Raw genomic sequence first — 24,546 nt, 5'->3', positions numbered from 1 at the left:
GGCTATTGCTTGAGCAACATCTCCAGATACTGTTTCTGGTGTCCGGCAAATCCCTTCCTGCCGTACAGCGCGTAAATTTTGCCGAAGACCTCTCTGGCGCGCGCTTCATCTCCGAGCTGCAGCATCGCTTCGCCTTCGGTCATGAAGACAAGATGGTCGGTGTGGTCTGGGTCGTCGTACATCAGCGCCATCAGCTGGATCCATTTGCACACGTTGTCCTTGTCGTGCAGATCGGCGTAATCCTTCACGAAACTTGCAGACAGGCTTTGCGGGTAGTAATCCCAGCGCTGTTTGGGCTCGGGGATCAGCGCCCACGCCTGTCATCCCAGAGCGAGCGATTCCGCCAGGGCGCCGCTGCGGAACGTCTGCGCGGACTGCTCCAGCAGGTGATCGATCTCGGCTTTGAGACCTGCCTCGATTTCAGGCTTTCTCTGCATGGGTGGTCGCCTTGATCAGATGGCCGATCGATTCGATACATGTCGCGTGCCGCTGCGGAGATGTCTGCGAGTGACGATTGGATCAGGCGCTCGGGTCGAGTTCGCGCAGACCCTTGCGCGCCAACTCGACCCAGGCGCGTTGCTCGCGCTGGTAATGCTTGGGCGAGGCGGCGGCGTGACGTAGCACTTGTTCGTAGACCGTCTTGGCCTGATCGGGGCGTGCGATGCGCTGCAGCAGCTGTGCATAGCGCACGCGTGCTTCTTCGCCCGGATAGCCCTGTGCCAGCGTCTCGTACTCGTGCAGCGCAGCCTCGGTGTCGCCGCTGTCTTCGACTGCGCGTGCATACAACAAGTGCCCATCATGCGAACGGAAGCTGGGGTTTGCCGCAATCAAGGCATCCAGGGTCTGCCGCGTCTGCTGTGGCTGCCCCAGTCCGAACTGGGCCTTGGCCAGGCCGAGCATCAGGTGCGGGTCGTCGCGATACAAGCCACGCAGGGCGCCCTGGTAATGCTCGGCCGCCTGCGCGTAATCGCCTTGCGCCAGCAAGGTCTCGGCAAGCTGGCGACGATTTTCCGGAGTGTCGGCCACATCCAGGCGGCGTGAGGCATCGCGCTGTTCGCGCTGCGGATCCAGGGTGTTGCGCACGCGTTTGAGGCTACGGCGTGCGTGTGGGTCGTTGCGCAGATCGGGGATGACCGCCACGCACACATAGACCAGCACCGCCAGCAGCGAAAACGCCAGCAGCAGAAAGATCCAGTACAAGGGCCGCCCGCTGCGCACGACGTGGACGCAGCAGGCGGCTTGCAGCAGCAGTGAGATCAGCAGGAGTGGAGACATGCGGGTGTGGCGTCCTTTCCATGGCCGCGCACTCGGCGCGGCCGTCGTCATGCACGCAGATCAATGCCCTTCGTAGGCACCGTAGCTACGCAGTCGCTCGTAACGTTGCTGCAGCAACGCATCCACCGGAATCTTTTCCAGTGCGTCCAGCTCGTTGAGCAGCACGGCTTTCAGGCGCTTGCCCATCTGTTCCGGATTGCGATGCGCACCGCCGGTGGGTTCGCGAATGACCTTGTCGACCAGGCCCAGGCCCTTCAGGCGCTTGGCGGTGAGGCCGAGCTGTTCGGCGGCGTCCTTGGCTTTGGCCGCGTCCTTCCACAGGATCGAGGCGCAGCCTTCCGGCGAAATGACCGAATAGGTACCGTATTCCAGCATCAGGGTGCGGTCGCCCACGCCGATCGCCAGCGCGCCGCCGGAGCCGCCCTCGCCGATCACGGTGCAGATCACCGGGATTTTCAGCTCGGCCATTTCCAGCAGGTTGCGCGCGATCGCCTCGGATTGACCACGCTCCTCGGCACCGATGCCCGGGTAGGCCCCAGGAGTGTCGATGAAGGTCAGCAGCGGCAGCCGGAAACGTTCGGCCAGCTTCATCAGGCGCAAGGCCTTGCGGTAGCCCTCCGGACGCGGCATGCCGAAGTTGCGCGCCACCTTGGTCTTGGTGTCGCGGCCCTTCTGGTGCCCGATGATCACCACCGGTCGCCCGTCGATACGGCCGAGGCCGCCGACGATCGCCTTGTCGTCGGCATAGGCGCGATCGCCAGCCAGCTCCTGGAATTGGTCGCAGATGGTGTTGATGTAGTCCAGCGTGTACGGGCGCTGCGGATGGCGCGCCAGCTGCGAGACCTGCCAGGCGGACAGATCGCGGAAGATCTGCGCCGTGCGCACGCGTGCCTTGTCGCGCAGCGCACGCACTTCGGTCTCCACGTTGACCGCAGGCCCGGTACTGGCCTTGCGCAGTTCCTGGATCTTTGCTTCCAGATCGGCGATGGGTTGCTCGAAGTCGAGGTAGTTAGGATTCATGCAATGGCGTCGTCAACGTAAGGCGGGGAGTGTAGCCGAATGCGTCTGATGGACCCGTACGGTGGGGTTGGGAGAATCGGGAATGGGGAATCAAAGCAGGACGGATGGCGGCCTCGCTTTTGCGATTCCCCATTCCCGATTCCCCCTTCTCACGCCCACGGAGGGTTGTACTTGATCTTCAGGGTCCGCACCGCCGGGTCGGCGCGCAGGCTGTCCATCAGGTGCTGGTCGATGCGCACCGAGTGGCCGCCGTTGAGATCGAGCATGCCGGCCACGCCGCCGCTGGGCGCGCGTAGCAACAGGTCCAGGCGCAAGGGAGTCTTGCCGGGGCGGTGCTTTGCCAGCAGGGCATCGATGCGTTTGAAAGCCTGTTTTTCACGCAGATCCAGACGCAGCGACAGCCGCTGTGCGTGGTCGGCGCAGATCTGCTCGTAGTCCCAGCATTGGCGGATGCGCAGGCTGTAGCCGCCGTTGAATTCGTCCTCGCGCAGGCCGCCCTTGACGATCAGGATGCGGTCGCGGGTCAGCAGATGCCCGAACTCGGCCATCGCATCGGAGAACGCGCTGCATTCGACCCGGCCACGGCCGTCTTCGAGTTGCACGAACACCTGGCTGTCGCCCTTGCGGCGCACGCCGATCACCTGGCCGGCCAGAATGGCACTGACTTCCGGGCGCCAGGCGCGTTTTTCGCCATCGCCACCACCACCACCACCACTGCCGCCGCGCTGTTGCGAAGCCAGGATCTTTTCCAGTGCGCCCAGGTCGCAGCCGACCAGTTCGCGGACTTCTTCGCGGTGCGGGTCGAACGGGTGGCCACTGAGGTAGAAGCCCAGCGTTTCACGCTCGCCGGTGAGCAATTGGCCCAGCGGCCATTCCTTGCTTTCGGGTAGGTCCAGGCGCATCGCCGGGGCGCTCGGATCCGGCCCGCCGAACAGCGAGTTCTGCCCCGAGGCGCGTTCGCGCGCCATCTGCTCGGTGGCCTTCATCACTTCGGGCAATTGCAGCATCAGCGAGGCGCGGTTGCTGCCCAGCCCATCCATCGCGCCGGCGTTGATCATCGCTTCCAGCGTGCGGCGGTTGAGCTTTGCGGTGCCCACACGGGTGCAGAAATCCAGCAGCGTGGTGTACGGGCCGCCGCGCTGGCGTTCTTCGACGATCGCCTCGCAGGCACCCTGGCCGACGCCCTTGATCGCGCCCAGGCCGTATTGAATCGTGTCCGGGCTGGCCGCCTCGAACATGTAGGCCGACTCGTTGACGCGCGGCGGCTTGACGGTGAGGCCGAGGTTGCGCACCTCATCGAGAAAGCCGACCACCTTGTCGGTGTTGTCCATGTCCGAGGACAACGTCGCGGCCATGAATTCGGCCGGGTAATGCCGTTTCAGCCAGGCGGTCTGGTAGCTGACCAGCGCGTAGGCGGCGGCGTGCGACTTGTTGAAGCCGTAGCCGGCGAACTTCTCCATCAGGTCGAAGATTTCGTCGGCCTTGGCCGCGCTTACCCCGCCCTTGGCCGCGCCTTCGCGGAAGATCTCGCGGTGCTTGGCCATTTCGGCCGGCACCTTCTTGCCCATCGCGCGGCGCAGCAGGTCGGCGCCGCCCAGCGAATAATCGCCGACGATCTGCGCCATCTGCATCACCTGTTCCTGGTACACCATGATGCCGTAGGTGTCTTTCAGGATGACTTCGGTGCGCGGGTCCGGATACACGATCTCCTGCTGGCCGTGCTTGCGCGCGTTGAAGTCCGGGATCAGGTCCATCGGGCCTGGGCGGTACAGCGACACCAGCGCGATCAGGTCTTCGAAACGGTCCGGGCGCGCGTCCTTGAGCAGGCGGCGCATGCCCGAGGATTCGAACTGGAACACCGCGCCGGTATTACCTGAGGCGAACACGCCCTTGTAGGTGGGCACATCGTCGAGCGGAATGGTGGTGATGTCGACCGGGTCGATGCCGGCGCGCGCGTGGCGCACGTTGATCGCCTTGACCGCCCAATCGATGATGGTCAGCGTGCGCAGGCCGAGGAAGTCGAACTTCACCAGGCCCACCGCTTCGACGTCGTCCTTGTCGAACTGGGTGACCGGATTCTTGCCGCGCCCGTCTTCGTCGTGTTCGGCGAACAGCGGGCAGAACTCGGACAGCGGATCTGGCGCGATCACCACGCCGCCGGCGTGCTTGCCGGCGTTGCGGGTGAGGTCTTCGAGCTGGCGGGCCAGGTCCATCAGGTCGCGCACGTCGTCTTCGACCTGATAGCGCTGGATCAGGTCCGGCGAGGCCATCTCCGAATCCTTGCCTTCGCCCATCGCATCCTTGAGCGTGATGCCCAGGATGTTGGGGATCAGCTTGGCGACGCTGTCGACCAATCCGTACGTGAAGCCGAGCACGCGCCCGGCGTCGCGCACCACCGCCTTGGCGGCCATGGTGCCGTAGGTGATGATCTGGCTGACCCGCTCGCGGCCGTACTTGCGCGCCACGTAGTCGATGACTTCGTCGCGGCGATCCATGCAGAAGTCGATGTCGAAGTCGGGCATCGACACGCGCTCTGGGTTCAAGAAGCGCTCGAACAGCAGGTTGTACGGCAGCGGATCCAGGTCGGTGATCTGCAGCGCCCAGGCCACCAGCGAGCCGGCACCGGAACCGCGGCCCGGGCCGATCGGAATGCCCTGGTTCTTGCCCCACTGGATGAAGTCGGCCACGATCAGGAAGTAGCCGGGGAAGCCCATCTTGATGATGGTGTCCAGCTCGAATTCGAGCCGGTCGACGTAGTCCTGGCGGGTCTTGCCGGGCGCGATCGGGTTCTTTTCCAGGCGCGCGGCCAGACCGTCGCGCGACTGGCTGCGGATCCAGCTGTCCAGCGTCTCGTCTTCCGGCACCGGGTAGGCGGGCAGGAAGTAGGTGCCCAGGCGCATCTCGATGTTGCAGCGCTGCGCCAGCGCGTGGGTGTTGTCGATCGCATCGGGGAGGTCGGCGAACAGTGCCGCCATCTCCTCGCTGGACTTCATGTATTGCTGGTCGCTGTAGTCGCGCGGGCGCTTGGGGTCGTCGAGCACGCGGCCCGACGAAATACACACACGCGCTTCGTGTGCATTGAAGTCGCTGGCGTAGAGAAAGCGCACATCGTTGCTGGCCACCACCGGCAGGCCGCGCACGCCGGCGGTATGCAGGGCGAACTGGTTGAAGCGTTCCTCGTCCTCGCGCCCGGTGCGGGTCAGCTCCAGATGCAGGCCATCGCCGAACACGCGCTGCCAGTCGGCCAGCTGTTGCTCGGCCAGGTCGGCGCGACCCTCGGAAAACAGACGGCCCGCCAAGCTGTCGCGGCCGGTCAGGGCAAACAGGTTGGCGTGCCCGGCCTGCAGCCATTCCGGATGGATCGCCACGCCGCCTTCGGGGCGGTGGCCTTCCAACCAGGCGCGCGTGAGCAGCCGCGACAGGCTCAGGTAGCCCTCGCGGTCGCGGCACAGCAGGGTCATGCGCCAGGGCGCCATGTCCGGCGTGGCGATCATCACATCGGCGCCGGCGATCGGCTTGATGCCGACGCCTTCGGCGGCCTTGTAGAACTTGACCAGCGCGAACAGGTTGTTGAGGTCGGTGACTGCCAACGCGGGCATGTCGAGTTCGACTGCCCGGCTCAGCAGGTTGGACTGCTTGGCCTTTTTCGGGTCAGCCTGATCCGGTTTCTCGGGCACACGGATGGTGGAATCCGCCAGCGAGAACTCGGTGTGGACGTGCAGATGGACGAAACGGGAAGTGGACATGCGAGACCGGAATAATGCGCGGTCAGGGTACCGGCGGGGGCGGGGACGAACAAGGCTTGACAGGTCGGGCGGCGGGGTTAGGGTGACGCCTCGGCGCCGAGAGCATGGGGTCAATATGCGGGCGAATCGATTGGCGCCCGGGCTCCAGGTAGGCGCGGCGGGCTTGCGTCCCGAAGCGTTGGGGAAATGTCGGGCCGGTGCGGGTGGCACGATCCCTGCCTGAAACGGCCTGACGCATCCCACGATTTGCCGCTGTGACCCATTCGATACGCAGTCGCCAGGCCAAGCGTAAAGCGATCCGTTACTGCAACAGCCCTGGCGCATGACGCGGCAGGCGGCTCTCCTGGTCCCGACAAGCAGCCAGGCCGGGCGATTGAGAAGCTCACCGCGCTCGCGGCGGGGCAATCCGTTCCAATCTTCAGCTGGTCTGGACCCCGCAGCAGCCAGGCAAGCCGCGTATGGACGGCGGCGCCTCTTACAGCGGCGCAACCAGCTGCGCGACCTGCAACTGCTCCGGGTCCTAGATCCCGACCGATCCCTGCTCGCGGCTTTCCAGCGCCAGCCGGACCGGCGCAAAACTGCGCCGATGCTGCGGGCATGGTCCGTGGGTCTGCAATGCAGCCAGGTGCATCGGCGTGCTGTAGCCCTTGTGTTGGTCGAAGCGATATTCCGGGTGCTGTGCGTGCAGCTCGTGCATCAGCCGGTCGCGGGTGACCTTGGCCACGATCGAGGCGGCCATGATGGCGCGATCCAGCGCATCGCCACCGATCAACGCCTCAGCCGGGCAGGGCAGTCCCTTGGGGACACGGTTGCCATCGATGCGCGCGAACCCGGCCACATGCGCCACCCCTTCCACCGCGCGCCGCATGCCGAGCATGGTCGCCTGGTAGATATTGATGCGGTCGATCTCCTCGCTGTCGATCAACACCACCGACCACGCCAGCGCCCGATCGACGATGCGTGCATACAACTGCTCGCGCCGTTCGGCGGTGAGCTGCTTGGAATCGTCCAGCCCATTGATACGTGGCTTGCTGGGATCGAACACCACTGCGGCCACAGCGACCGGGCCGGCGAGTGGGCCGCGGCCCGCTTCGTCGACACCGGCAATCAGGCGGGAATCGGGAATCGGGACTAGGGAATCGTGAAAAAGCGCGTCCTGCGCCGTCGGAACGACAACGGCACCGTGGCAAGTGACGCGCTTCACGACCGGGCTCCTGCCGATTCTCGATTCTCGATTCCCGAATCCCGGCCTTCCAGCAGCCCAGCCACCGCATCGGCCGCGCGTGCGGATGCATTGCGACGTAGCTCCGCGTGCAGGGCCAGGTAACGCGGCTGCAGGGCGGCAACCTTGTCGGGGTGCTTGAACCAGTCCAGCAGCGCCACGCACAGTCGCTCGGGCGTGCAGTCGTCCTGCATCAGCTCGGGGGCGAGGTCGTCGTTGGCCAGGATATTGGGCAGGGCGTAGCGGTTGACCTTGAGCAGGCCCAGCATCTTCACGATGCGGTAGGTGAGCGGGGCGACCTTGTAGCCCACCACCATCGGGCGCTTGACCAGCATCGCTTCCAGCGTCGCGGTGCCGGAGGCCAGCAGCACCACGTCGGCGGCCAGCATCGCGGTGCGCGCCTGGCCGTCGAGCAGGTGCGAGCGCATCACCGGCAGCGACGAGCGCGAGAGCTGCTCGGCCAGCACTTGCTTGCAGCCCGCGTTGGCGGCCGGCACCACGACGTGCAGGTTTGGGATGTGTTCGGACACCAGCCAGGCAGCTTGAAAAAACGCGTCGCCGAGTCGGCTGATTTCGCCGTGCCGGCTGCCGGGCAGCACTGCCAGCACGGTGCTGGAGGCGGACAGACCCAATGTGGCGCGTGCAGCACCGCGGTCGGCTTGATAGGCGATATCGTCGGCCATCGGGTGGCCGACGAAGTGCGCGTCCACGCCGTGTTTGGCGTAAATCGGTGGCTCCATCGGGAACAGGCACAGCACCAGGTCGGCACTGACGCCAATTTTCTCGGCACGCTTCTCGCGCCACGCCCACACCGAGGGGCTAACGTAGTGCACTGTCTTGATGCCGCGCTGCTTGAGCCAGCGCTCCACCGGTAGATTGAAATCCGGCGCGTCGATGCCGATGAACACGTCCGGGTTCCACGCCAGCACGCGCTCGCGGAACGCGCTACGCAGTTTGAGCAGGCGTGGCAAATGCCGCAGCACTTCGGTCAGGCCCATCACCGCCAGCTCGCTGGCATCGAACCAGGTCTGGCAACCGACTCCACGCATCGCATCGCCGCCGATGCCGACAAATTCGGCAGTCGGATAGCGCAGCCGCAATTGCTCGATCAATCCTGCGCCGAGGATGTCGCCAGAGGCCTCGCCAGCAATCAATGCGAAACGGGGAGGGCGCGTATGCGCACCGGGACTGGGGAGTGCAGACTGGGGCATCGGCAGCGCTGTCGGGTCGCCGACGGCAGGCGCGCGATCCTGCACGCCTGTCTCGATGCCCGGCTCCCGATTCCCGATTCCCGTCATCGCAACAACGGCCGTTCTGCTGCTTCGATGAACTCGAGCATCCCGCGCACATCGTCGCTGCTCTTGGCCTGTTCGGCCAGTTGCAGTTTGGCGTCGGCCAGGGGCAGTCCGGCGACGTACAGCGTGCGGTAGGCGCGCTTGATCGCGCTGATGCGTTCGGCGTCGAAACCGCGACGCTTGAGCCCTTCGCTGTTGATGCCGCGCGGGCGGCCGAGCGATTCGCTGCCGACCATGGTGAACGGCGGTACATCGCCGTTGGTCAATGCGCCCATGCCCAGGAAGGCGTGGGCGCCAATACGGCAGAACTGATGCGCGCCGGCAAAGCCGCTGATGATCACGTAGTCACCCACGCTGACATGGCCGGCCAGCGTGGTGTTGTTGGAAAACACGCAGTGGTTGCCGACATGGCAGTCGTGCGCCACATGCGTATAGGCCAGCATCCAGTTGTCGTTGCCGACGGTGGTGATGCCGCCGCCACCGCCGGTGCCGCGGTTGATGGTGACGAACTCGCGGATCACATTGCCGTCGCCGATCACCAGTTCGGTGCGCTCGCCGGCGTACTTCTTGTCCTGCGGTTCGCCGCCGATCGCGGCGTGGCCGATGAAGCGATTGTTGCGGCCGATCCGGGTCGGGCCGTGGATCGAGCAATGCGGCCCCACCTCGGTGCCGGCGCCGATCTGCACGTCGGCGCCGATCAGCGAAAACGCGCCAACGCGCACGTCGTCGGCCAGTTGCGCCGACGGGTCGATGACGGCGGTGGGATGAATCAAAGGTGTTGAATCACGCATCGTGTCTCACCTCCAGACAGGTTATTCCTTGGCGCCGGCGCACATGATTTCGGCGCTGGCCACGATTTCGCCGTTGACCTTGGCCTCGCCGTAATAGCATCCCATGTTGCGGATCAGGCGCTTCATCTGCACCTCCAGGATCAGCACATCGCCCGGCACCACCTGCTTGTTGAAGCGCGCGTTGTCGACCTTGACCATGTAGAACAACTTGGACAGCGCATCGCGGCCCAGGCCGAGCTGGGTCATCACACCGCCGGCCTGTGCCAGTGCCTCGATGATCAGCACGCCCGGCATCACCGGACGGCTCGGGAAGTGTCCCTGGAAGAACGGCTCGTTGATGCTGACGTTCTTCTGCCCGACGATGCGCTTGGCTTCCAGGTCCAGTTCGATGACCCGGTCGATCAGCAGGAACGGGTAGCGGTGCGGGATCAGCGTCTGGATCTGGTTGACGTCGATCGGCAGCTCGTAAACGGGGTGACTCATGCGTTCTCCTTGCCCACAGCCAGAATGCGCCTTGCCAGCGCATCGAGTTGTTTGAAGCGCGCGGCATTCTTGCGCCACGTGCGATTGTCGGTGAGAGGGGTGCCGGACGAATACTCGCCCGGCTCGTGGATGGAATTGCGCACCACCGACTTGCCGGTGATCACGACCTTGTCGCAGATCTCCAAATGCCCGACCACACCGACGTGCCCGCCGAGCAGGCAATACCGGCCGATCTTGGCGCTGCCGGCAATGCCGGTGCAGCCGGCGATCGCGCTGTGCGCGCCGATCCGGCAGTTGTGGGCGATCTGCACCAGGTTGTCCACGCGCACGTCTTCTTCGAGCACGGTATCTTCCAGCGCACCACGGTCGATGCAGGTGTTGGCGCCGATCTCGCAATCGTCGCCGATCACCACGCCGCCCAGCTGCGGCACCTTGATCCAGTGGCCGGCATCCATCGCCAGGCCGAAGCCGTCGGCGCCGATCACCGCGCCGGGATGAATCCGCACGCGCTTGCCCAGCCGCACGCGGGTGACCAGGGTGACGCGGGCGAGCAGCTCGCTGCCGTCATCGACCACGCAGTCCTCGCCGATGATGCTGCCGGTGCCGATCACGCAACCATCGCCCACGCGGCTGCGCGCACCGATGCTGACGAACGGACCGACATGCGCGCCAGGCGAAACCTGCGCGGTCGGGTCGATCACCGCAGATGCATGGATGCCAGGTTCGCGTACCGGTGCTACATCGAACAGCGCGGCGATCTTGGCGAACGCGGTATACGGATCCTTGGCGACCAGCGCGGTGCCCTTGGCGGCTTCGGCATCGTCGGCACGCAACACCACGACAGCGGCATGGGTGTCGGCCAGTTGCGGGCGATAGCGTGGGTTGGACAGGAAACTGAGCTGCCCCGCGTCTGCATGGGCCAGGGTGGCGACGCCGCTGACTTCGGTGCTGCCGTCACCAACAACGGTCAACCCAAACTGTTCGGCAATCGCACTGGCGGTTAATCGCATCAGGGTAAACCTCGGGTAGACGATAATTTTCTGGTTTTACAGGGGAAATGGCTAGGTTGATCGGTGCAGTCAGGCGTGTGGCATGCCCGGCCGCAACGATGTGACGAACCAGCAAAACGCATCTGAAAACTGTCCTAGCCATTCTTGGTCGCGTGATACTGCTGGGTGCAGTCACCCGTGCATCGGTCAACGATATCGCGCAGCAGCGCGCCGACGCGTTGAGCTTCTGGGAACAGCAGGTGCAATGCGGGACTCATCCAATGCGGGCGCCACCGCCACCTGTCTGGGCAACGTCCGGAACAACGACATCTAACTCTGTTTCACACCACGTTGTTCAAACAACAATGGCGGCCCGGACATCCGGGCCGCCATTGTTTTTCCAGCCAGTCTTAGAACTGACCGCCGAAGGTGAACTGCAGACGCTCGATCTCGTCGTTGTCTTCCTTCTTCAGCGGGAACGCGTAGCTGATCGAAATGGGGCCGACCGGCGCACGCCACAACAGCGCCACACCGGTGGACGCACGCAGCTCGTTCGCCTTGAAGTTGTCCACGCCGTTGTACACGTTACCGAAGTCGAAGAACGCCGAAATGCGCGCCGACGGGCTGTCGAACAGCTTCGGGAAATACATTTCCACCGAGCCCACCGTCTTGAACGAACCACCCAGCGGCTGGCCGCGGTTGTAGTTCAAGGTGCGCTCCGAGCGTGGACCTAAGGTGTTGTCTTCGAAGCCGCGTACCGAATTGGTACCGCCAGCGTAGAAGTTCTCATAGAACGGCAGGCCGCTGGCGGTGACGGTCCGGGTCGACCCATCCGGGTTGGTCAACACGCGGGTGCTGTCCTTGCCATAGCTATCGCCATAGCCCAACTCGAAGCGCGTGTTCAACACCAGCGCCGGGATGATCGGCCAGTAGTTTGAGATCTGGTAGTTGAGCTTGTAGTACTCGACCGTGGAGCCGGGCAGGGTGGTTTCCAGGCCCACGCGCTGGTACATACCGCGCGTGGGCATGAAGAAATCGTTGCGAGTGTCGCGCGCCCAACCCAATTCGGTGCGCCAGGCGTGGAAGGTGCGCGTACCGACTGCATCGATGTAGTCGATGATCGACTGGGGGGTTTGGCCCTGGAACGTGTTGATCTGATTGCTGTCGATGCCGACCATCGCCGAGACGGTGTCGTTCTCGGTAATCGGCACGCCGAATACCACCTGCGCCGAACCGTTCTTGCTGTTGTACTGGGCGGTGTTGAAGTCCGAATAATCCAGCGACCGCCAGGACAGGTTGTAGCCCAGCGACACGCCATCGTCGGTAAAGAACGGGTTGGTGTAGGAGAACGCATAGCGCTGCTGATAGCTGCTGCGCGAGGCCTCCACTGCCACGCGGTTGCCGCCGCCCAGGAAGTTGTTCTGCGACAACTGCACCGAAGTGGTCACGCCGAAACTCTGCGAGTAACCCAGGCCGAACACGAAGCTGCCGGAGGTGGTCTCCTTGACGTTGTAGACCACGTCGACCTGGTCGTTGCTGCCGGGCACCGCAGGCGTTTCCACGTCGACGCTTTCGAAGTAGCCCAGGCGCTGCAGACGAATCTTGGAACGGTCGATCGCCGCCTGCGAGTACCAGGTGTTTTCGAACTGGCGCATTTCGCGGCGCAAGACTTCATCGGAGGTACGGCTATTGCCCTTGTAGAGGATGCGGCGCACGGTCACGCGCGGGCCGGGCACCACCTGCAGGTTCACCGCCACCGTGCGGTCTTCGCGGTTCGGGGTCGGGATCGGGTTGACCTTGGCGAACGCATAACCGACGTTGCTCAACGTGTTGGTGATCGCATCGGAGGTGTACTCCAGCAGCGCACGCGAGAAGATGTCGCCGGCCTTGGGGATCACCAGGCGCTCGATGTCGGCCTGCGGCAGCACGGTGTCGCCGGTGACCTTGATCTCGGAAATCTTGTACTGCTCACCCTCGGTGACGCCGGCGCTGATGAACATGTCGCGCTTGTCGGGGCTGATCGAGACCTGGGTGGAGTCGATGCTGAAGTCCACATAGCCACGGTCCAGGTACCAGGAGTTGAGCTTCTCCAGGTCGCCGGACATTTTTTCCTTGGAATATTGGTCGTCGCGGCGGTACCACGAGGCCCAGTTGTGTTCCTTGGATTCCCAGTTGTCCAGAATGTCCTCGTTGGCGAACTTCTCGGTACCGATCAGATTGACGTGGCGGATCTTGGCCGCCTTGCCTTCCTTGATCGCGATGGCCACATCGACCCGGTTGCGGTCCAGCGGGCTCACCGTTGGGGTGATTTCCACGTTGTACTTGCCGCGGTTGTTGTACTGGCGGGTCAGTTCCTGGGTCACGCGGTCCAGGCTCAGGCGGTCGAAGGTGCCGCCCTCGGTGAGGCCGATGTCGCCCAGGCCCTTGAGCAGTTCCTCGGACTTGATGTCCTTGTTGCCGGTCACGGTGAGCTTGTTGATCGCCGGACGCTCCTTGACCGTGATCACCAGGATGTTGCCCTGGCGATCCAGCTGCACGTCCTCGAAGAAGCCGGTGCGGTACAGCGCACGGATCGAGTCGGCCACCTTGGCATCGTCCACGGTGTCGCCGCGGTTCACCGGCAGATAGGTGAACACGGTGCCGGAGGCAATGCGCTGCAGGCCGTCGACGCGGATGTCGCTGGCAACGAACGGCTCGGCGGCCAGGGCAACGGCCGGCAGGCTGAGGCCGGCGGCAAGAGCGAGGGCAAGCAGGCGGCGAGTGGGAAGACGCGTCATGTCACATCCGGTTGGAGTCGTATTCGGGTGTTGCTGGATGCCGGCGTATGACGACGACAACAGGCGGAAAGAGTGGAGCAGCTTCATCGTGGAACCAGGCCGAGGATGTCGTTGTAGAACGCCAGTCCCATCAACCCGGCCAGGACCGCCAGGCCGACGTATTGTCCTGCAATCATGGCCCGTTCGCTGATCGGGCTGCCCTTGATCAACTCGATAAGGTAATACAGCAGATGCCCCCCGTCCAAGATCGGGATGGGCATCAGGTTGATGATCGCCAGGCTGAGCGACAGCAATCCCAGGAAATAGAGGAACCAGTCGAGCCCGCGTTCGGCCGATGCATTGGCGGCGCGGGCAATGGTGACCGGGCCGGAGATGTTCTTGACCGAGGCCTGGCCGGTCAGCATGCGCTTCATCATGCCCAGCGAATCGGCCGTCATTCGGCCGGTTTCACGGATCGCAGCCGGCACGGCGGCGAACAGCCCGTATTGCTGACGGCTGTCGTATTCCGGGGCCGGCGCGGCAGCCGGACGCACGCCGATCATCCACTGGCCCTGCGGCGACTTGCGGGGGGCGATTTCCAGTGCCAGACGGTCTTCGCCGCGCGCCACCTCGATCATGCCCGGGCCGCCATGCGCGCCCAGCGCCTGCACTTGCGCAATGATGTCGTCGGCCGAGCGGATCGGCTGGCCGTCGATGGCCACGATGCGGTCGCCCGGCTTGAGCAGGCCGTCGGCCACCGAGCCCTTCACCACTTCGGCGATCACCGGCGGCTGCATCATGAACTGCCAGCCGATGCCGGCCAGCGCAGCCACCCGGCGCTCGTCGAAGCCGACCGGCAGCTGCGACAGGCGCAAGGTGTGTTCGCTGCTGCTCGCAGCGTCGGAGTCGGTCAGGACGCGGATATCGCGCTTGTCCATTGCCGCGGTGGTGAGCTGCATGCTGGCGTCACTCCAGCTGCTCACGCTGCGGCCGTCGATGCGCACGATGCGCTCGCCCGGCGTTAGCCCGGCTTCGGCGGCCAGCCCATCGACACGGCCGACGGTGGCCGAATAATCCTGCTTGCCCACCACAAACATCGCCCACAGCATCGCCATGCACAGCAACAGGTTGGCGATGGGGCCGGCCGCCACGATGGCAATGCGCTGCCACACGGTCTTGCGATTGAAGGCCTGGTCCAGCTCGGCCGGATGCACGTCGCCTTCGCGCTCGTCGAGCATCTTGACGTAGCCGCCCAGCGGAATGGCGGCAACCACGAACTCGGTGCCGTGGCGGTCGCGGCGCATCCACAACGGTTTGCCGAAGCCCACCGAAAAACGCAGCACCTTGACCCCGCAGCGTCGCGCGACCCAGAAATGCCCGAATTCATGGAAGGTCACCAACACGCCCAGGCTGACGATCATCCACCAGACCGAACCGATGAAGTCACCCATGTGTGCAGCTCGCGTGCGTGGATCGATCAGGCATGAAGGGCGTGGTGGGCGAGGGCGCGTTCAGTGATTTGCCGGGCTTGCGCATCGGCAAAAAGCAGGGTGTCGAGGGTGTCGGCATTGTGCCGCGGGAGCGTTGTCAGCGTGTGTTCGACCAACGCAGGGATCGCTAGGAAACCCACCTGGCCCTGAAGAAACGCTGAAACAGCGACTTCGTTGGCCGCATTCAGGATCGCCGGCGCGGTGCCGCCAGCCCGTAATGCGTCCCAGGCCAGGCGCAGGCACGGGAATGCGACGGTGTCCGGGGCCTCGAAATCCAGCCGGCCCTGGCTGAGCAGGTCCAGCCCGCCGACCCCGGATTCCACCCGCTCCGGCCAGGCAAGCCCTACCGCCAGGGTAGTGCGCATGTCCGGCAGGCCAAGCTGGGCCAGGGTGGAGCCGTCGACGAATTCCACCAGCGAATGCACCAGACTTTGTGGGTGTACCAGCACATCGATCTGCTCGCCCGGCAGGCCGAACAGATGGTGCGCCTCGATGACTTCCAGGCCCTTGTTCATCAGGGTGGCCGAATCCACCGAGATCTTGGGCCCCATCGACCACTTGGGATGCGCCACTGCCTGCGCAGGCGTGACCGCCGCCAGCGCGGCGCGGTCCCAGCCGCGGAACGGTCCGCCGGAGGCGGTCAGGATCACCCGCCGCACGCCGCGGCTGGCGTCGCAGGAGCGCAGGCACTGGAAGATGGCGCTGTGTTCGCTGTCGATCGGGATGATTTCAGCGCCAGCGGCGGCTGCAGTGCGGGTCAGCAGCTCGCCGGCCAGCACCAACGATTCCTTGTTGGCCAGCAACAGGCGCTTGCCGGCACGGGCTGCGGCCAGGGTGGACGGCAGCCCGGCCGCGCCCACGATCGCCGCCACCACGGTGTCGCAGGCGTCGCTGCCAGCCAGTGCGTCCAGCGCCTTGGCGCCGGCATGCGCCTGCGTCGCCAGCCCAAGCGCGCGCAGGCCATCCCGCAGGGCCGGGTACAGCGACGCATCGGCGATCACCGCATGCGCAGGCCGGTGGGTGGCGCACAGCGCCAGCAGGTCCTCGACCTTGCTGCCGGCCGATAGCACGCTGGCGCGCAGCCGCTGCGGGTGACGTGCGATCACGTCCAGCGCCGATGCGCCAATCGAGCCGGTGGCGCCGAATACGGCGACCTGACGAAGAGAAGTGCCAGCCATGCCTAGAATCCGAGAATTTCCTTGCCGAGTGCGAACACCGGCAAGGCGGCGAGCACGCCGTCGATCCGGTCCAGCACGCCGCCGTGGCCGGGGATCAGCGTGCCCGAGTCCTTGGCGCCGGCGTGACGCTTGAGCAGGCTCTCGAACAGGTCGCCCAGCACCGAGGCCAGCACTGCCAGCGCAGAAACCAGCACCAGCTGCGGCACATGCGCCAGCGTCAGCCCGGCCAGCCAGCCGAACGCGCAAGCGACCGCAATGCCGGCAAGCATTCCGCCGAGCAACCCTTCGATGGTCTTGTTGGGGCTGACGCGCGGCGCGAGCTTGTGCTTGCCGAACGCACGGCCTGCGAAATAGGCGCCGGAGTCGGCCGCCCACACCATGGTCAGCGCGGTCAGCAGCCACAGGTTGCCTTTCTCCGGGCTGGCATGCAGCAACACCAGCGCCGCCCATGCCGGCAGCACCGCCAGGGTGCCGGCCGCCAGCTTGAGCGCACGCGCCTGACCATTGCCATGATCGGCACCGAAGGTGAAAAAGCGCAGCCACAGCAGCGCCAGCAACCACCACGCCACGCCCACGAGCGACGCAATCTGGAACAACACCATGGAGCCAGCCGAGGCCCACACCATCAGCACCATCAGCAGCAGATTGAGCATCAGCAGCACGGTGCGCGGCAGGCTGTCGTCGATGCCGGAGAGCTTGAGCCACTCCCACAGGCCGGTCAGGAACAGGATCGCCGCCAGCGCGGCCAGCCATTGGGTAGGCAGCAGCACGATCGCGCAAATCGCGAGCGGCGCCATGATCAGCGCGGCAATCACGCGAGTCTTGGTCATGCGGAGGACGTCTCCGTCGCCTTGTCGGCGATCTGTGCACTGGTCAGGCCGAAGCGGCGTTCGCGCCCGGCATAGTCGTCCAGCGCTTGCTGCAGCACGCCGGCATCGAACTCCGGCCACAGGGTTTCGGTGAACCACAGCTCGGTGTATGCCAGCTGCCACAACAGGAAATTGCTGATGCGGGTATCGCCACCGGTGCGGATGAACAGATCCGGCGCCGGCAGGTCGGCCAGGGCGACCCGGCTGGACAGCAGTGCTTCGTCGATCTGCTGCGGTTGCAGGCGGCCGGCGGCGACGTCTTCGGCCAACGCGCGGGCAGCCGCGGCGATGTCCTGGCGTCCGCCGTAACTGGCCGCGATGCTCAGCACCAGCCGTGAATTGGCGGCGGTGCTGCGCTCGGCACCGGCCATGCGGTCGCGCAAGGGTGCGGCGAAGCGGCTGCGGTCACCGATGAAGCGCACCTGCACGCCACGCCGCTGCAGTTCTTCAACCTCGCGGTCGAGCGCATGCAGGAACAGCTTCATCAGCGCGTCGACCTCATCCTGCGGACGGCCCCAGTTTTCACTGGAGAACGCGAACAGGGTAAGCGCCGAGACGCCTTTTTCCAGGCAGAAATCGATCGTGCGATTGACCGCACGCGCGCCGGCACGGTGGCCGATCACGCGCGGACGACGCCGACGCTGCGCCCAACGCCCATTGCCATCCATGATGATGGCAATGTGGCGCGGTATGTCAGCAGCAGAGGGGACTGGATGCATGGCAGGCGATGCCACGATCAGACCGTCATCAGTTCCTGTTCCTTGGCCTTGACGACCTCATCCACATCCTTGATCGCCTTGTCGGTGAGCTTCTGGATGTCGTCTTCGGCGCTGCGGGCTTCGTCTTCGGTGACGGCCTTGTCCTTGAGCAGATCCTTGACCTGCTGGTTGGCATCGCGACGGATGTTGCGGATGGCGACCTTGCTGTCTTCGCCTTCGCCATGCACGGACTTGCTGAGCTCCTTGCGGCGCTCCTCGGTCAGCGGCGGCAGGTTCAGACGGATCACGGTGCCGACCACGGTCGGGGTCAGGCCCAGATCCGAGGCATAAATGGCTTTTTCCACGTCCTTGATCATGCCCTTGTCGAACAGGCTGATGACCAGCGAGCGGCCTTCGGACACGCTGATGCTGGCAACCTGATTCAGGGGCGTGTCGGTGCCATAGGCCTTGACCTTGATGCCGTCCAGCAGCGCCGGCGAGGCGCGGCCGGTACGAATGGTGGTCAGGGAATGGCGCAGAGCATCGATGCTCTTGGTCATGCGCGTGAGCGCGTCTTGTTTGATCTGGGTGAGCATCGCCGGAATCCGTGTGGAGCTGAATCCGGGGATTATAGCCGGGACTGAGGTTTCACGACTCGCAGGTCGTCAGGACCCGCGCAGCCGGTTCACTTGCCGCCCCGTTTCCATGCCGGGTGCCCGGTTGGCAGGCAATGGCGCAGCGTGCGGCACTGCGCCTTTGCGATTCCCCAATCCCGAGCCTCAGCTACGGCCCTGCACCAACGTGCCGATCTGTTCGCCGTGCAGGATGCGCAGCAGCACGCCCGGCTCGCTCATGCCGAAGATGCGCAGCGGCAGGTCACTGTCGCGCGCCAGTGCGAAGGCGGCAGTATCCATCACTTCCAGGCCCTGCATGATCACCTGATCGTAGGTCAGGCTGTCGTAGCGCACCGCGTCGGTGTGCTTCTTCGGGTCCTTGTCGTACACGCCGTCGACCTTGGTTGCCTTGAGCAGGAGGTCGGCACCGATCTCGATCGCGCGCAGCGCTGCGCCCGAGTCGGTGGTGAAGAACGGGTTGCCGGTGCCGGCGGCGAAGATGGCAATGCGGCCCTTTTCCAGATGGCGGATCGCACGACGGCGGATGAAATCCTCGCAGACGTCGTTAATCTTGATCGCGCTCATCACGCGCACCTTGGCGCCGAGCTTTTCCAGCGCGTCCTGCATCGCCAGCGCATTGATCACGGTGGCCAGCATGCCCATGTGGTCGCCGGTGACGCGGTCCATGCCGCTGGCAGCCAGGCCGGCGCCGCGGAAGATGTTGCCGCCGCCGATCACCAGCGCCACTTGCGCGCCAGCCTGCTGGGCTTCGATCACTTCATGCGCAAGGCGATTGATGACCTTGGGGTCGATGCCGTAATCCCCGTCTCCCATCAGCGCCTCCCCGGAAAGTTTGAGAAGAATGCGGCGATAGGAAAGTTCGGACATGGGGGAGACCTCGGGGGTAGGGGATCGGCAAACGCCGGCAATTCTAGCGGAAGCCCGTCACCTGGCGTGGTAAAAATTCCTTCGTTGGCAGCGGCGTGACCAGGTGCTCAGTGTGCGCGCAGGTTTGGCGGTGTCGGGATATCGGTCGCATCGTATGCAGTGACGCGGTTGCGGCCACGATGCTTGGAGCGATACAGCGTGCTGTCTGCCGCCTGCAATAAATGTTCGATGCTTTCGAACTGGCGCTCGACACCGCCGTGCGTGGCAAGGCCTGCGGAGAAGGTGATATGCAGCGGGCCGCCCGGCAGTTGCGCCATCGGCGTGCGTGCGGTTTCGGTCAGGATGCGTTCGATCACCATCAACGCCGCATCGGCGGGCGTATTGGGAAGGATCACCAGGAATTCTTCGCCGCCGTAGCGCGCCACCAGGTCGCTGGTGCGCACCATTCGTTGCAGCGTTTGCGCGAAGTTGCGCAATACTTCATCACCGACCAGATGCCCGTGCGCATCGTTGACGCGCTTGAATTCGTCCAGGTCGATGAAGGCGATCGACAGCGGCCAGCCCTGGCGCGAGGCCAGTTCGAATTCATGCGTCAGCGCAGTGCCGAGCTGATGCCGGTTGAACACCCCGGTCAGTGCATCGCGGCTGGCCTGTTCGGCCAAGTGGCGCATCCGGTTTTCCGATTCGTCGGCATGCCGGCGCGCTTCGGCCACGTCCTGCAATTCACGCAGGCTGCGCAGCATCGCCAGCTCGCGTGCCTGCTCGAAGATCATCTGGATGTGCTCGGGTTGCGGCACGCGGATGTCGAACAGTGCCTCCAGTTCCGGTAGTGATTCGGCGATGCGTTCGATCACTTTTTCGAAGCGTTCGGCATCCAGCTCCAGCACGTCCTGGGCCTGCCGCTGGGCATGTTCGGTGGCGGTGGCCGCACTGGCCGAGAGCCAGATATCGGCCAAGCGTCCGGACAGCGCCACGCAGGCCATGAAAGGCTCCAGGCTCGCCGGTTCTTCTTCGCTCTGTGCGATCGCATTCTGCAGGTACGGCGGCAACTGCCACTGATGCGCGAGCCACGCGCCGACTTCTGCATGGGTGGCGCCCAGGTGTTCGCGTTCGGCTTCCAGCAATGAGGCGTTGTCGGGTGCGTGTTCCAGCAGCGGCCCGTACACCTCGGGCGCGCCTTGCAGCAGGGCCAGTTTGCCGATGTCCTGCAGCAGACCGGCCAACATCAATTCTTCGGGTTTGCGGATGCCGTAGGCCTGGCCCAGGATACGGCTGGCCAACGCACACAGGCCGGCGCGGCGCCAGATGCGCTCATGCAACGGATGCGCGGTGAAGGTGCTGCGCACGCCGTGCACCATCGAAAATCCCAGCGCCAGGCTCAGGGTCGCATTGAGGCCGAGCATGGTCAGCGCCTGGCCCAGGTTGTCGACGCGGCGGCGGCTGGCGTACAGCGGCGAATTGGCCACCCGCAACATGCGCGCGGTCAATGCCATGTCCATGCCGATGACGTTGGCGGTGGTGGTCATGTCCACATCCGGGTCCTGCGCAAGTTCGATGATGCGCAGCGCAATGCCGGGAGGCGATGGCAGGTTACGGCAATAGCGCAGGGCGGCCTGGAGATCTGGTTGCATGAGTCATCGCCGACAGTGACCACAAGCATACAGCTGTGGTCGTTGAGTGGGGCGCGCCATGCCCTGCCATTGCCGCGCGGGAAAACGTGCGTGATGGATGCCAAAAGCCCGGTCGCCATCGTGAGGTAACGGCAATGCTGATCGCATCTGTAGCGTTGCGGCCGCTTGTCACGCTGCCGGATGCGGTCGCTTCAGATTCGCGCCACGCTGCGGATGCGTGGCGCGCAGGCAAAAAAAAGCCGCGGCATGCCGCGGCTTTTTTCCGAGTGGCGAAGATCAGGCCAGACCGGCCTGCTTCATCACTTCGGCGGCGTAGTCTTCCACCACCTTCTCGATGCCTTCGCCAACGGCCAGGCGCTGGAAGCCGATCACTTCGGCACCGGCGGCCTTGACGGCCTGCTCGACGGTCTGGTCGGTGTTCAGCACGTACGGCTGGCCGTACAGCGTCACTTCGTTGACGATCTTGCTGATCTTGCCGCTGATGATCTTTTCCAGGATTTCGGCCGGCTTGGCCTTGTCCTTCTCAGACATCTTGGCCAGTTCGATTTCCTTTTCCTTGGCAACGAATTCGGCCGGAACGTCGGAGGCCTTGACGTGCGGCGGGTTCATCGCGGCGATGTGCATCGCGATGCCGCGCGCCAGCTCGACGTCGCCACCCTTCAGCTCGACCAGCACGCCGATACGGCCGCCGTGCACGTAGGCCGCGACGTTGTTGGCGCTGTCGATACGGACCAGGCGACGTACCTGCAGGTTTTCGCCAACCTTGGCGATCACCGCGGCGCGACGCTCTTCGATGGTCTCGCCGCTGTCGAGCTTGACGCTCTTGAGCGCTTCGGCATCGGCAGCATCCGAGTTCAGTGCGGCGTTGGCCACAACTTCGGTGAAGGCCAGGAAGTTCTCGTCCTTGGCGACGAAGTCGGTCTCGGAATTGACTTCGACCAGTACGGCCTTGCCGCCGGCCTGGGCGGTGGCGATGCGGCCTTCGGCGGCAACGCGGTCAGCCTTCTTGTCGGCCTTGGCCAGACCCGACTTGCGCAGCCACTCGGCCGCGGCGTCGATGTCGCCTGTGTTTTCGACGAGTGCCTTCTTGCACTCCATCATGCCGGCGCCGGTGCGCTCGCGCAGTTCCTTGACCAGGGAAGCAGTGATTTCCATGGAATTACCTCATATGGACGAATGCGTGCAGCGGAAGTGTTTCCGCCAGTAGGAGACGGTGCAGCGTGCCGCCGCCCCCGTAGATGTAGTCAGCGGCCTCGGCGACGGGCCGCAAGGGCGCCGTCGGGGCTGCGGCCGCACAGCATGGTGCGGCCGCATTGCATGCCGATTACTCGGCAGCCGGGGCGTCGGCCTTCTTCTCGCCCTTCTTGGCCGGAGCGCGACGGCCCTTGCCTTCGTCGGCGGCTTCGGCCGAGAACTCTTCTTCGCGCACCGACGCCGAGTTCGGCGCAGCAGCCTTGCCTTCCAGCACCGCATCGGCAGCGGCACGTGCGTACAGCTGCACGGCGCGGATGGCGTCGTCGTTACCCGGGATGGCGTAGTCGACCAGGGCCGGATCGTAGTTGGTATCAACCACGGCGATCACCGGGATGCCGAGCTTCTTGGCTTCCTTGATGGCGATGTCTTCATGGCCGATGTCGATCACGAAGATCGCGTCGGGCAGACGGTTCATTTCCTTGATGCCACCCAGCGAGGCGTCCAGCTTCTCGCGCTCGCGACGCAGGCCCAGCACTTCGTGCTTGACCAGCTTTTCGAAGGTGCCGTCGGTTTCGGCGGCTTCCAGTTCCTTCAGACGGGCAACCGACTGCTTGACGGTGCGGAAGTTGGTCAGCGTGCCGCCCAGCCAGCGCTGGGTCATGAAGGGCATGCCGCAACGCTCGGCTTCTTCCTTGATGGACTCGCGCGCGCTGCGCTTGGTGCCCAGGAAGAGGATGGTGCCGCGCTTCTGCGCGATCGAGGACAGGAAGTTCATCGCGTCGTTGAAGAGCGGAACGGTCTTCTCGAGGTTGATGATGTGGATCTTGCCGCGCGCGCCGAAGATGTACGGCGCCATCTTGGGGTGCCAGTAACGGCACTGGTGGCCGAAATGGACGCCGGCTTCCAGCATCTGACGCATGGTGACTTGGGGCATTGCAGTAACTCCGTAAGAGCGGAATCACCGTGCGCGGCCTTGACTTTGAAGAGTCCGCACATGGATGTGCGGGCTGTTGCGAGGGACTCGCATCAAAACGCACTCGATTCCGGGGTTGGGCTTCCCTGTTGCCTCCGCGACGAACCCTGTGTGAGGGCACCCCGGCGCGGATGGCGGCAGCAGGTGTGAATTCGTCGGTGACGTCCGACGTGAACGACGCAATGCGTGAAAGACGCAAAACAGCCGGGGGAGTATAGCCGGCAGGCCGGGGCTGTGCAATTGGTTCAATGCCGGCGTCCGCCAGGCCTTCAGGCCTGTGAATCGGCAATCGGCAATCGGGATCGCAAGAGCTTGGCCGTCCGGACGCCCCGCATGCAGTCGACGGCGCCGATGCGCCTGCCGATTCCCCATTCTCGATTCCCGATCCCTACGGCTGCAGCGCCAGCGTCGTTTCGATATCGCTGTTGACGCGTGCCACGAAACGGCCATGGCCGACGGTCAGGTTGCCCGGCAATGCCCACTGACGGGTCTGGCCGGGCAGGACGTAGCCGGCCAGGTTGTCGCGAATGCTGCGGCGGGTGCCGCCGGCGTCGATGTAGGCCAGGTCGGCCAGGCGCGCATGGTGAAGTCCTGCGTTATGCACGTTCAAGACAAGACCGGCGCCATCGACCGACAGGGTTGCCTGCAGAGCCGGGTGCGCATCGCCCGGCTCGCTGGGCAGGACGAAGACTGGCGTGGAATACCGCAACAGTTCGGTGTCGCCTTCCGAGGCATGCTGGGTCACCACCAGGCGGTAGCTGTCTTCGGTCTGTTCCGGACTTGGGCCCAGACGGATCACCCGCAATAACTGCCGCCCTTGCGGCGGGATTTCGAAATGGCTCGGGCTGACGGTGGCGGCTTTGGCGGGCTCAAGCAGCTCACGGTCGCCGTCCTGGCTCCACCGGTACAGCTTGGCTTCGGCGTGCCACGGTACTGCGGCCTGGTTGTAGAGCCAGACGGCGGTCTGGTCGCTGTCAGCGGGAATGTGCGCCGTGGTGGGGGCAATCGCGATTTCGGCAGCGGCAACGCTGCCATTCGGTGCCAGGCAGGCCATTCCGAGCGCGAGCCAGCAACCAAGCAAGCGGGGCGTGGTCATAGTCAGAACGCAATCGTGGTCATGCGTGCCGCACTGGCGGGCGCTGGCCCGGCAAGTGCGCTGGCATCCTGGCCGGTGCTGGTGGGGGCTTCGGTGCCGCGTGCCGGCTGGGCGATCGCCATCGGCGTGCCCCTGGAGCAACTGGCACGTGGCGGGGTGGTGCGCAGCTCGCAGCCGCTGAGCAGCCGCAAGCCGATGTGCAGGGTGGAATTTTCCGGGCCGCGGCCGGCGGCGGCACTGGCTGCTGTCGCGGTGAGGACGAGCGCAACCACGGTCAGACTTTTAAAGACGGTGACCAGTGTCATGGAGGCAATCGTTTGCATTGGAGACGTAACAAA

The 24,546-nt window shown here is 64.8% G+C and carries 20 protein-coding genes and 2 pseudogenes; 1 reads left to right on the top strand and 21 read right to left on the bottom strand.

Annotated features, from left to right (window positions below):
• Positions 1-2: 2 nt before the first annotated feature.
• The 9 genes and pseudogenes from M0D43_RS03995 to lpxD all read right to left on the bottom strand — a co-directional run bounded on the left by M0D43_RS03995 (position 3) and on the right by lpxD (position 10,842).
• A pseudogene (locus M0D43_RS03995) lies at positions 3-474 on the bottom strand (hypothetical protein).
• A gap of 45 nt (positions 475-519) precedes the next feature.
• The gene (locus tag M0D43_RS03990) at positions 520-1,275 is read right to left on the bottom strand and encodes a tetratricopeptide repeat protein (protein ID WP_252163638.1); all 756 of its coding nucleotides are present in this window, start codon (positions 1,273-1,275) and stop codon (positions 520-522) included.
• A gap of 60 nt (positions 1,276-1,335) precedes the next feature.
• Positions 1,336-2,295 (bottom strand): acetyl-CoA carboxylase carboxyltransferase subunit alpha, encoded by a 960-nt coding sequence (locus tag M0D43_RS03985; protein ID WP_252163637.1) that lies wholly within the window; start codon positions 2,293-2,295, stop codon positions 1,336-1,338.
• A 149-nt stretch (positions 2,296-2,444) separates the two neighbouring features.
• Positions 2,445-6,041 carry a DNA polymerase III subunit alpha gene (gene dnaE / locus M0D43_RS03980; protein ID WP_260807981.1) on the bottom strand — a complete coding sequence of 1,199 codons (3,597 nt, stop codon included), beginning with the start codon at positions 6,039-6,041 and terminating at the stop codon, positions 2,445-2,447.
• 520 nt (positions 6,042-6,561) lie between these two features.
• Positions 6,562-7,245, bottom strand: a complete 684-nt coding sequence (locus M0D43_RS03975; RefSeq protein ID WP_260807980.1) for a ribonuclease HII — start codon at positions 7,243-7,245, stop codon at positions 6,562-6,564.
• Positions 7,242-8,474, bottom strand: coding sequence for a lipid-A-disaccharide synthase (gene lpxB / locus M0D43_RS03970; protein WP_252163635.1), 1,233 nt, complete (start codon positions 8,472-8,474; stop codon positions 7,242-7,244). The genes M0D43_RS03975 and lpxB overlap by 4 nt, the downstream gene beginning before the upstream one ends.
• An 83-nt stretch (positions 8,475-8,557) precedes the next feature.
• Positions 8,558-9,349 carry an acyl-ACP--UDP-N-acetylglucosamine O-acyltransferase gene (lpxA, locus tag M0D43_RS03965; RefSeq protein WP_252163634.1) on the bottom strand — a complete coding sequence of 264 codons (792 nt, stop codon included), beginning with the start codon at positions 9,347-9,349 and terminating at the stop codon, positions 8,558-8,560.
• A gap of 21 nt (positions 9,350-9,370) precedes the next feature.
• Positions 9,371-9,832 carry a 3-hydroxyacyl-ACP dehydratase FabZ gene (fabZ, locus tag M0D43_RS03960; protein WP_260807979.1) on the bottom strand — a complete coding sequence of 154 codons (462 nt, stop codon included), beginning with the start codon at positions 9,830-9,832 and terminating at the stop codon, positions 9,371-9,373.
• The gene (lpxD, locus tag M0D43_RS03955) at positions 9,829-10,842 is read right to left on the bottom strand and encodes a UDP-3-O-(3-hydroxymyristoyl)glucosamine N-acyltransferase (RefSeq protein ID WP_260807978.1); all 1,014 of its coding nucleotides are present in this window, start codon (positions 10,840-10,842) and stop codon (positions 9,829-9,831) included. The genes fabZ and lpxD overlap by 4 nt, the downstream gene beginning before the upstream one ends.
• 122 nt (positions 10,843-10,964) lie before the next feature.
• On the opposite strand from lpxD, the pseudogene M0D43_RS03950 reads away from it, so the two are divergent.
• A pseudogene (locus M0D43_RS03950) lies at positions 10,965-11,155 on the top strand (hypothetical protein).
• Positions 11,156-11,231: 76 nt separating this feature from the next.
• Here M0D43_RS03950 and bamA read toward each other — a convergent pair.
• The 12 genes from bamA to M0D43_RS03890 form a co-directional block, all read right to left on the bottom strand.
• On the bottom strand, positions 11,232-13,598 hold the full coding sequence (gene bamA, locus M0D43_RS03945; RefSeq protein WP_162301026.1) for an outer membrane protein assembly factor BamA: 2,367 nt from the start codon (positions 13,596-13,598) through the stop codon (positions 11,232-11,234).
• 83 nt (positions 13,599-13,681) lie between these two features.
• On the bottom strand, positions 13,682-15,028 hold the full coding sequence (gene rseP, locus M0D43_RS03940) for an RIP metalloprotease RseP (protein WP_260807977.1): 1,347 nt from the start codon (positions 15,026-15,028) through the stop codon (positions 13,682-13,684).
• 26 nt (positions 15,029-15,054) lie between these two features.
• The gene (locus M0D43_RS03935; RefSeq protein ID WP_252163631.1) at positions 15,055-16,245 is read right to left on the bottom strand and encodes a 1-deoxy-D-xylulose-5-phosphate reductoisomerase; all 1,191 of its coding nucleotides are present in this window, start codon (positions 16,243-16,245) and stop codon (positions 15,055-15,057) included.
• Positions 16,246-16,247: 2 nt separating this feature from the next.
• Positions 16,248-17,075, bottom strand: a complete 828-nt coding sequence (locus M0D43_RS03930) for a phosphatidate cytidylyltransferase (protein ID WP_101363305.1) — start codon at positions 17,073-17,075, stop codon at positions 16,248-16,250.
• Positions 17,072-17,833: a polyprenyl diphosphate synthase gene (uppS, locus tag M0D43_RS03925; RefSeq protein ID WP_162301025.1), complete on the bottom strand. Its 762-nt coding sequence runs from the start codon at positions 17,831-17,833 to the stop codon at positions 17,072-17,074. The genes M0D43_RS03930 and uppS overlap by 4 nt, the downstream gene beginning before the upstream one ends.
• Positions 17,834-17,850: 17 nt before the next feature.
• A complete protein-coding gene (gene frr, locus M0D43_RS03920) occupies positions 17,851-18,408 on the bottom strand; it encodes a ribosome recycling factor (RefSeq protein WP_101363303.1) in 558 nt (185 codons plus the stop codon).
• 183 nt (positions 18,409-18,591) lie between these two features.
• Entirely contained in the window at positions 18,592-19,314 is a 723-nt protein-coding gene (pyrH, locus tag M0D43_RS03915; protein ID WP_010366166.1) for a UMP kinase, read from the bottom strand.
• A gap of 107 nt (positions 19,315-19,421) precedes the next feature.
• Positions 19,422-20,945, bottom strand: a complete 1,524-nt coding sequence (locus M0D43_RS03910; protein ID WP_252163630.1) for a sensor domain-containing diguanylate cyclase — start codon at positions 20,943-20,945, stop codon at positions 19,422-19,424.
• A gap of 276 nt (positions 20,946-21,221) precedes the next feature.
• The gene (gene tsf / locus M0D43_RS03905) at positions 21,222-22,100 is read right to left on the bottom strand and encodes a translation elongation factor Ts (protein ID WP_260807976.1); all 879 of its coding nucleotides are present in this window, start codon (positions 22,098-22,100) and stop codon (positions 21,222-21,224) included.
• A 169-nt stretch (positions 22,101-22,269) separates the two neighbouring features.
• A complete protein-coding gene (gene rpsB, locus M0D43_RS03900; RefSeq protein ID WP_101363299.1) occupies positions 22,270-23,073 on the bottom strand; it encodes a 30S ribosomal protein S2 in 804 nt (267 codons plus the stop codon).
• Between the two features lie 427 nt (positions 23,074-23,500).
• On the bottom strand, positions 23,501-24,208 hold the full coding sequence (locus M0D43_RS03895) for a fimbrial biogenesis chaperone (RefSeq protein WP_252163628.1): 708 nt from the start codon (positions 24,206-24,208) through the stop codon (positions 23,501-23,503).
• A gap of 2 nt (positions 24,209-24,210) precedes the next feature.
• Positions 24,211-24,531 (bottom strand): hypothetical protein, encoded by a 321-nt coding sequence (locus M0D43_RS03890; RefSeq protein WP_252163627.1) that lies wholly within the window; start codon positions 24,529-24,531, stop codon positions 24,211-24,213.
• Positions 24,532-24,546: the final 15 nt, after the last annotated feature.

The sequence above is a fragment of the Xanthomonas prunicola genome, assembly GCF_025266575.1.
Classification (GTDB): domain Bacteria; phylum Pseudomonadota; class Gammaproteobacteria; order Xanthomonadales; family Xanthomonadaceae; genus Xanthomonas; species Xanthomonas prunicola.
Note: the sequence above shows the minus strand (reverse complement) of the source record. Positions and strands in the feature narration are given on the sequence as shown.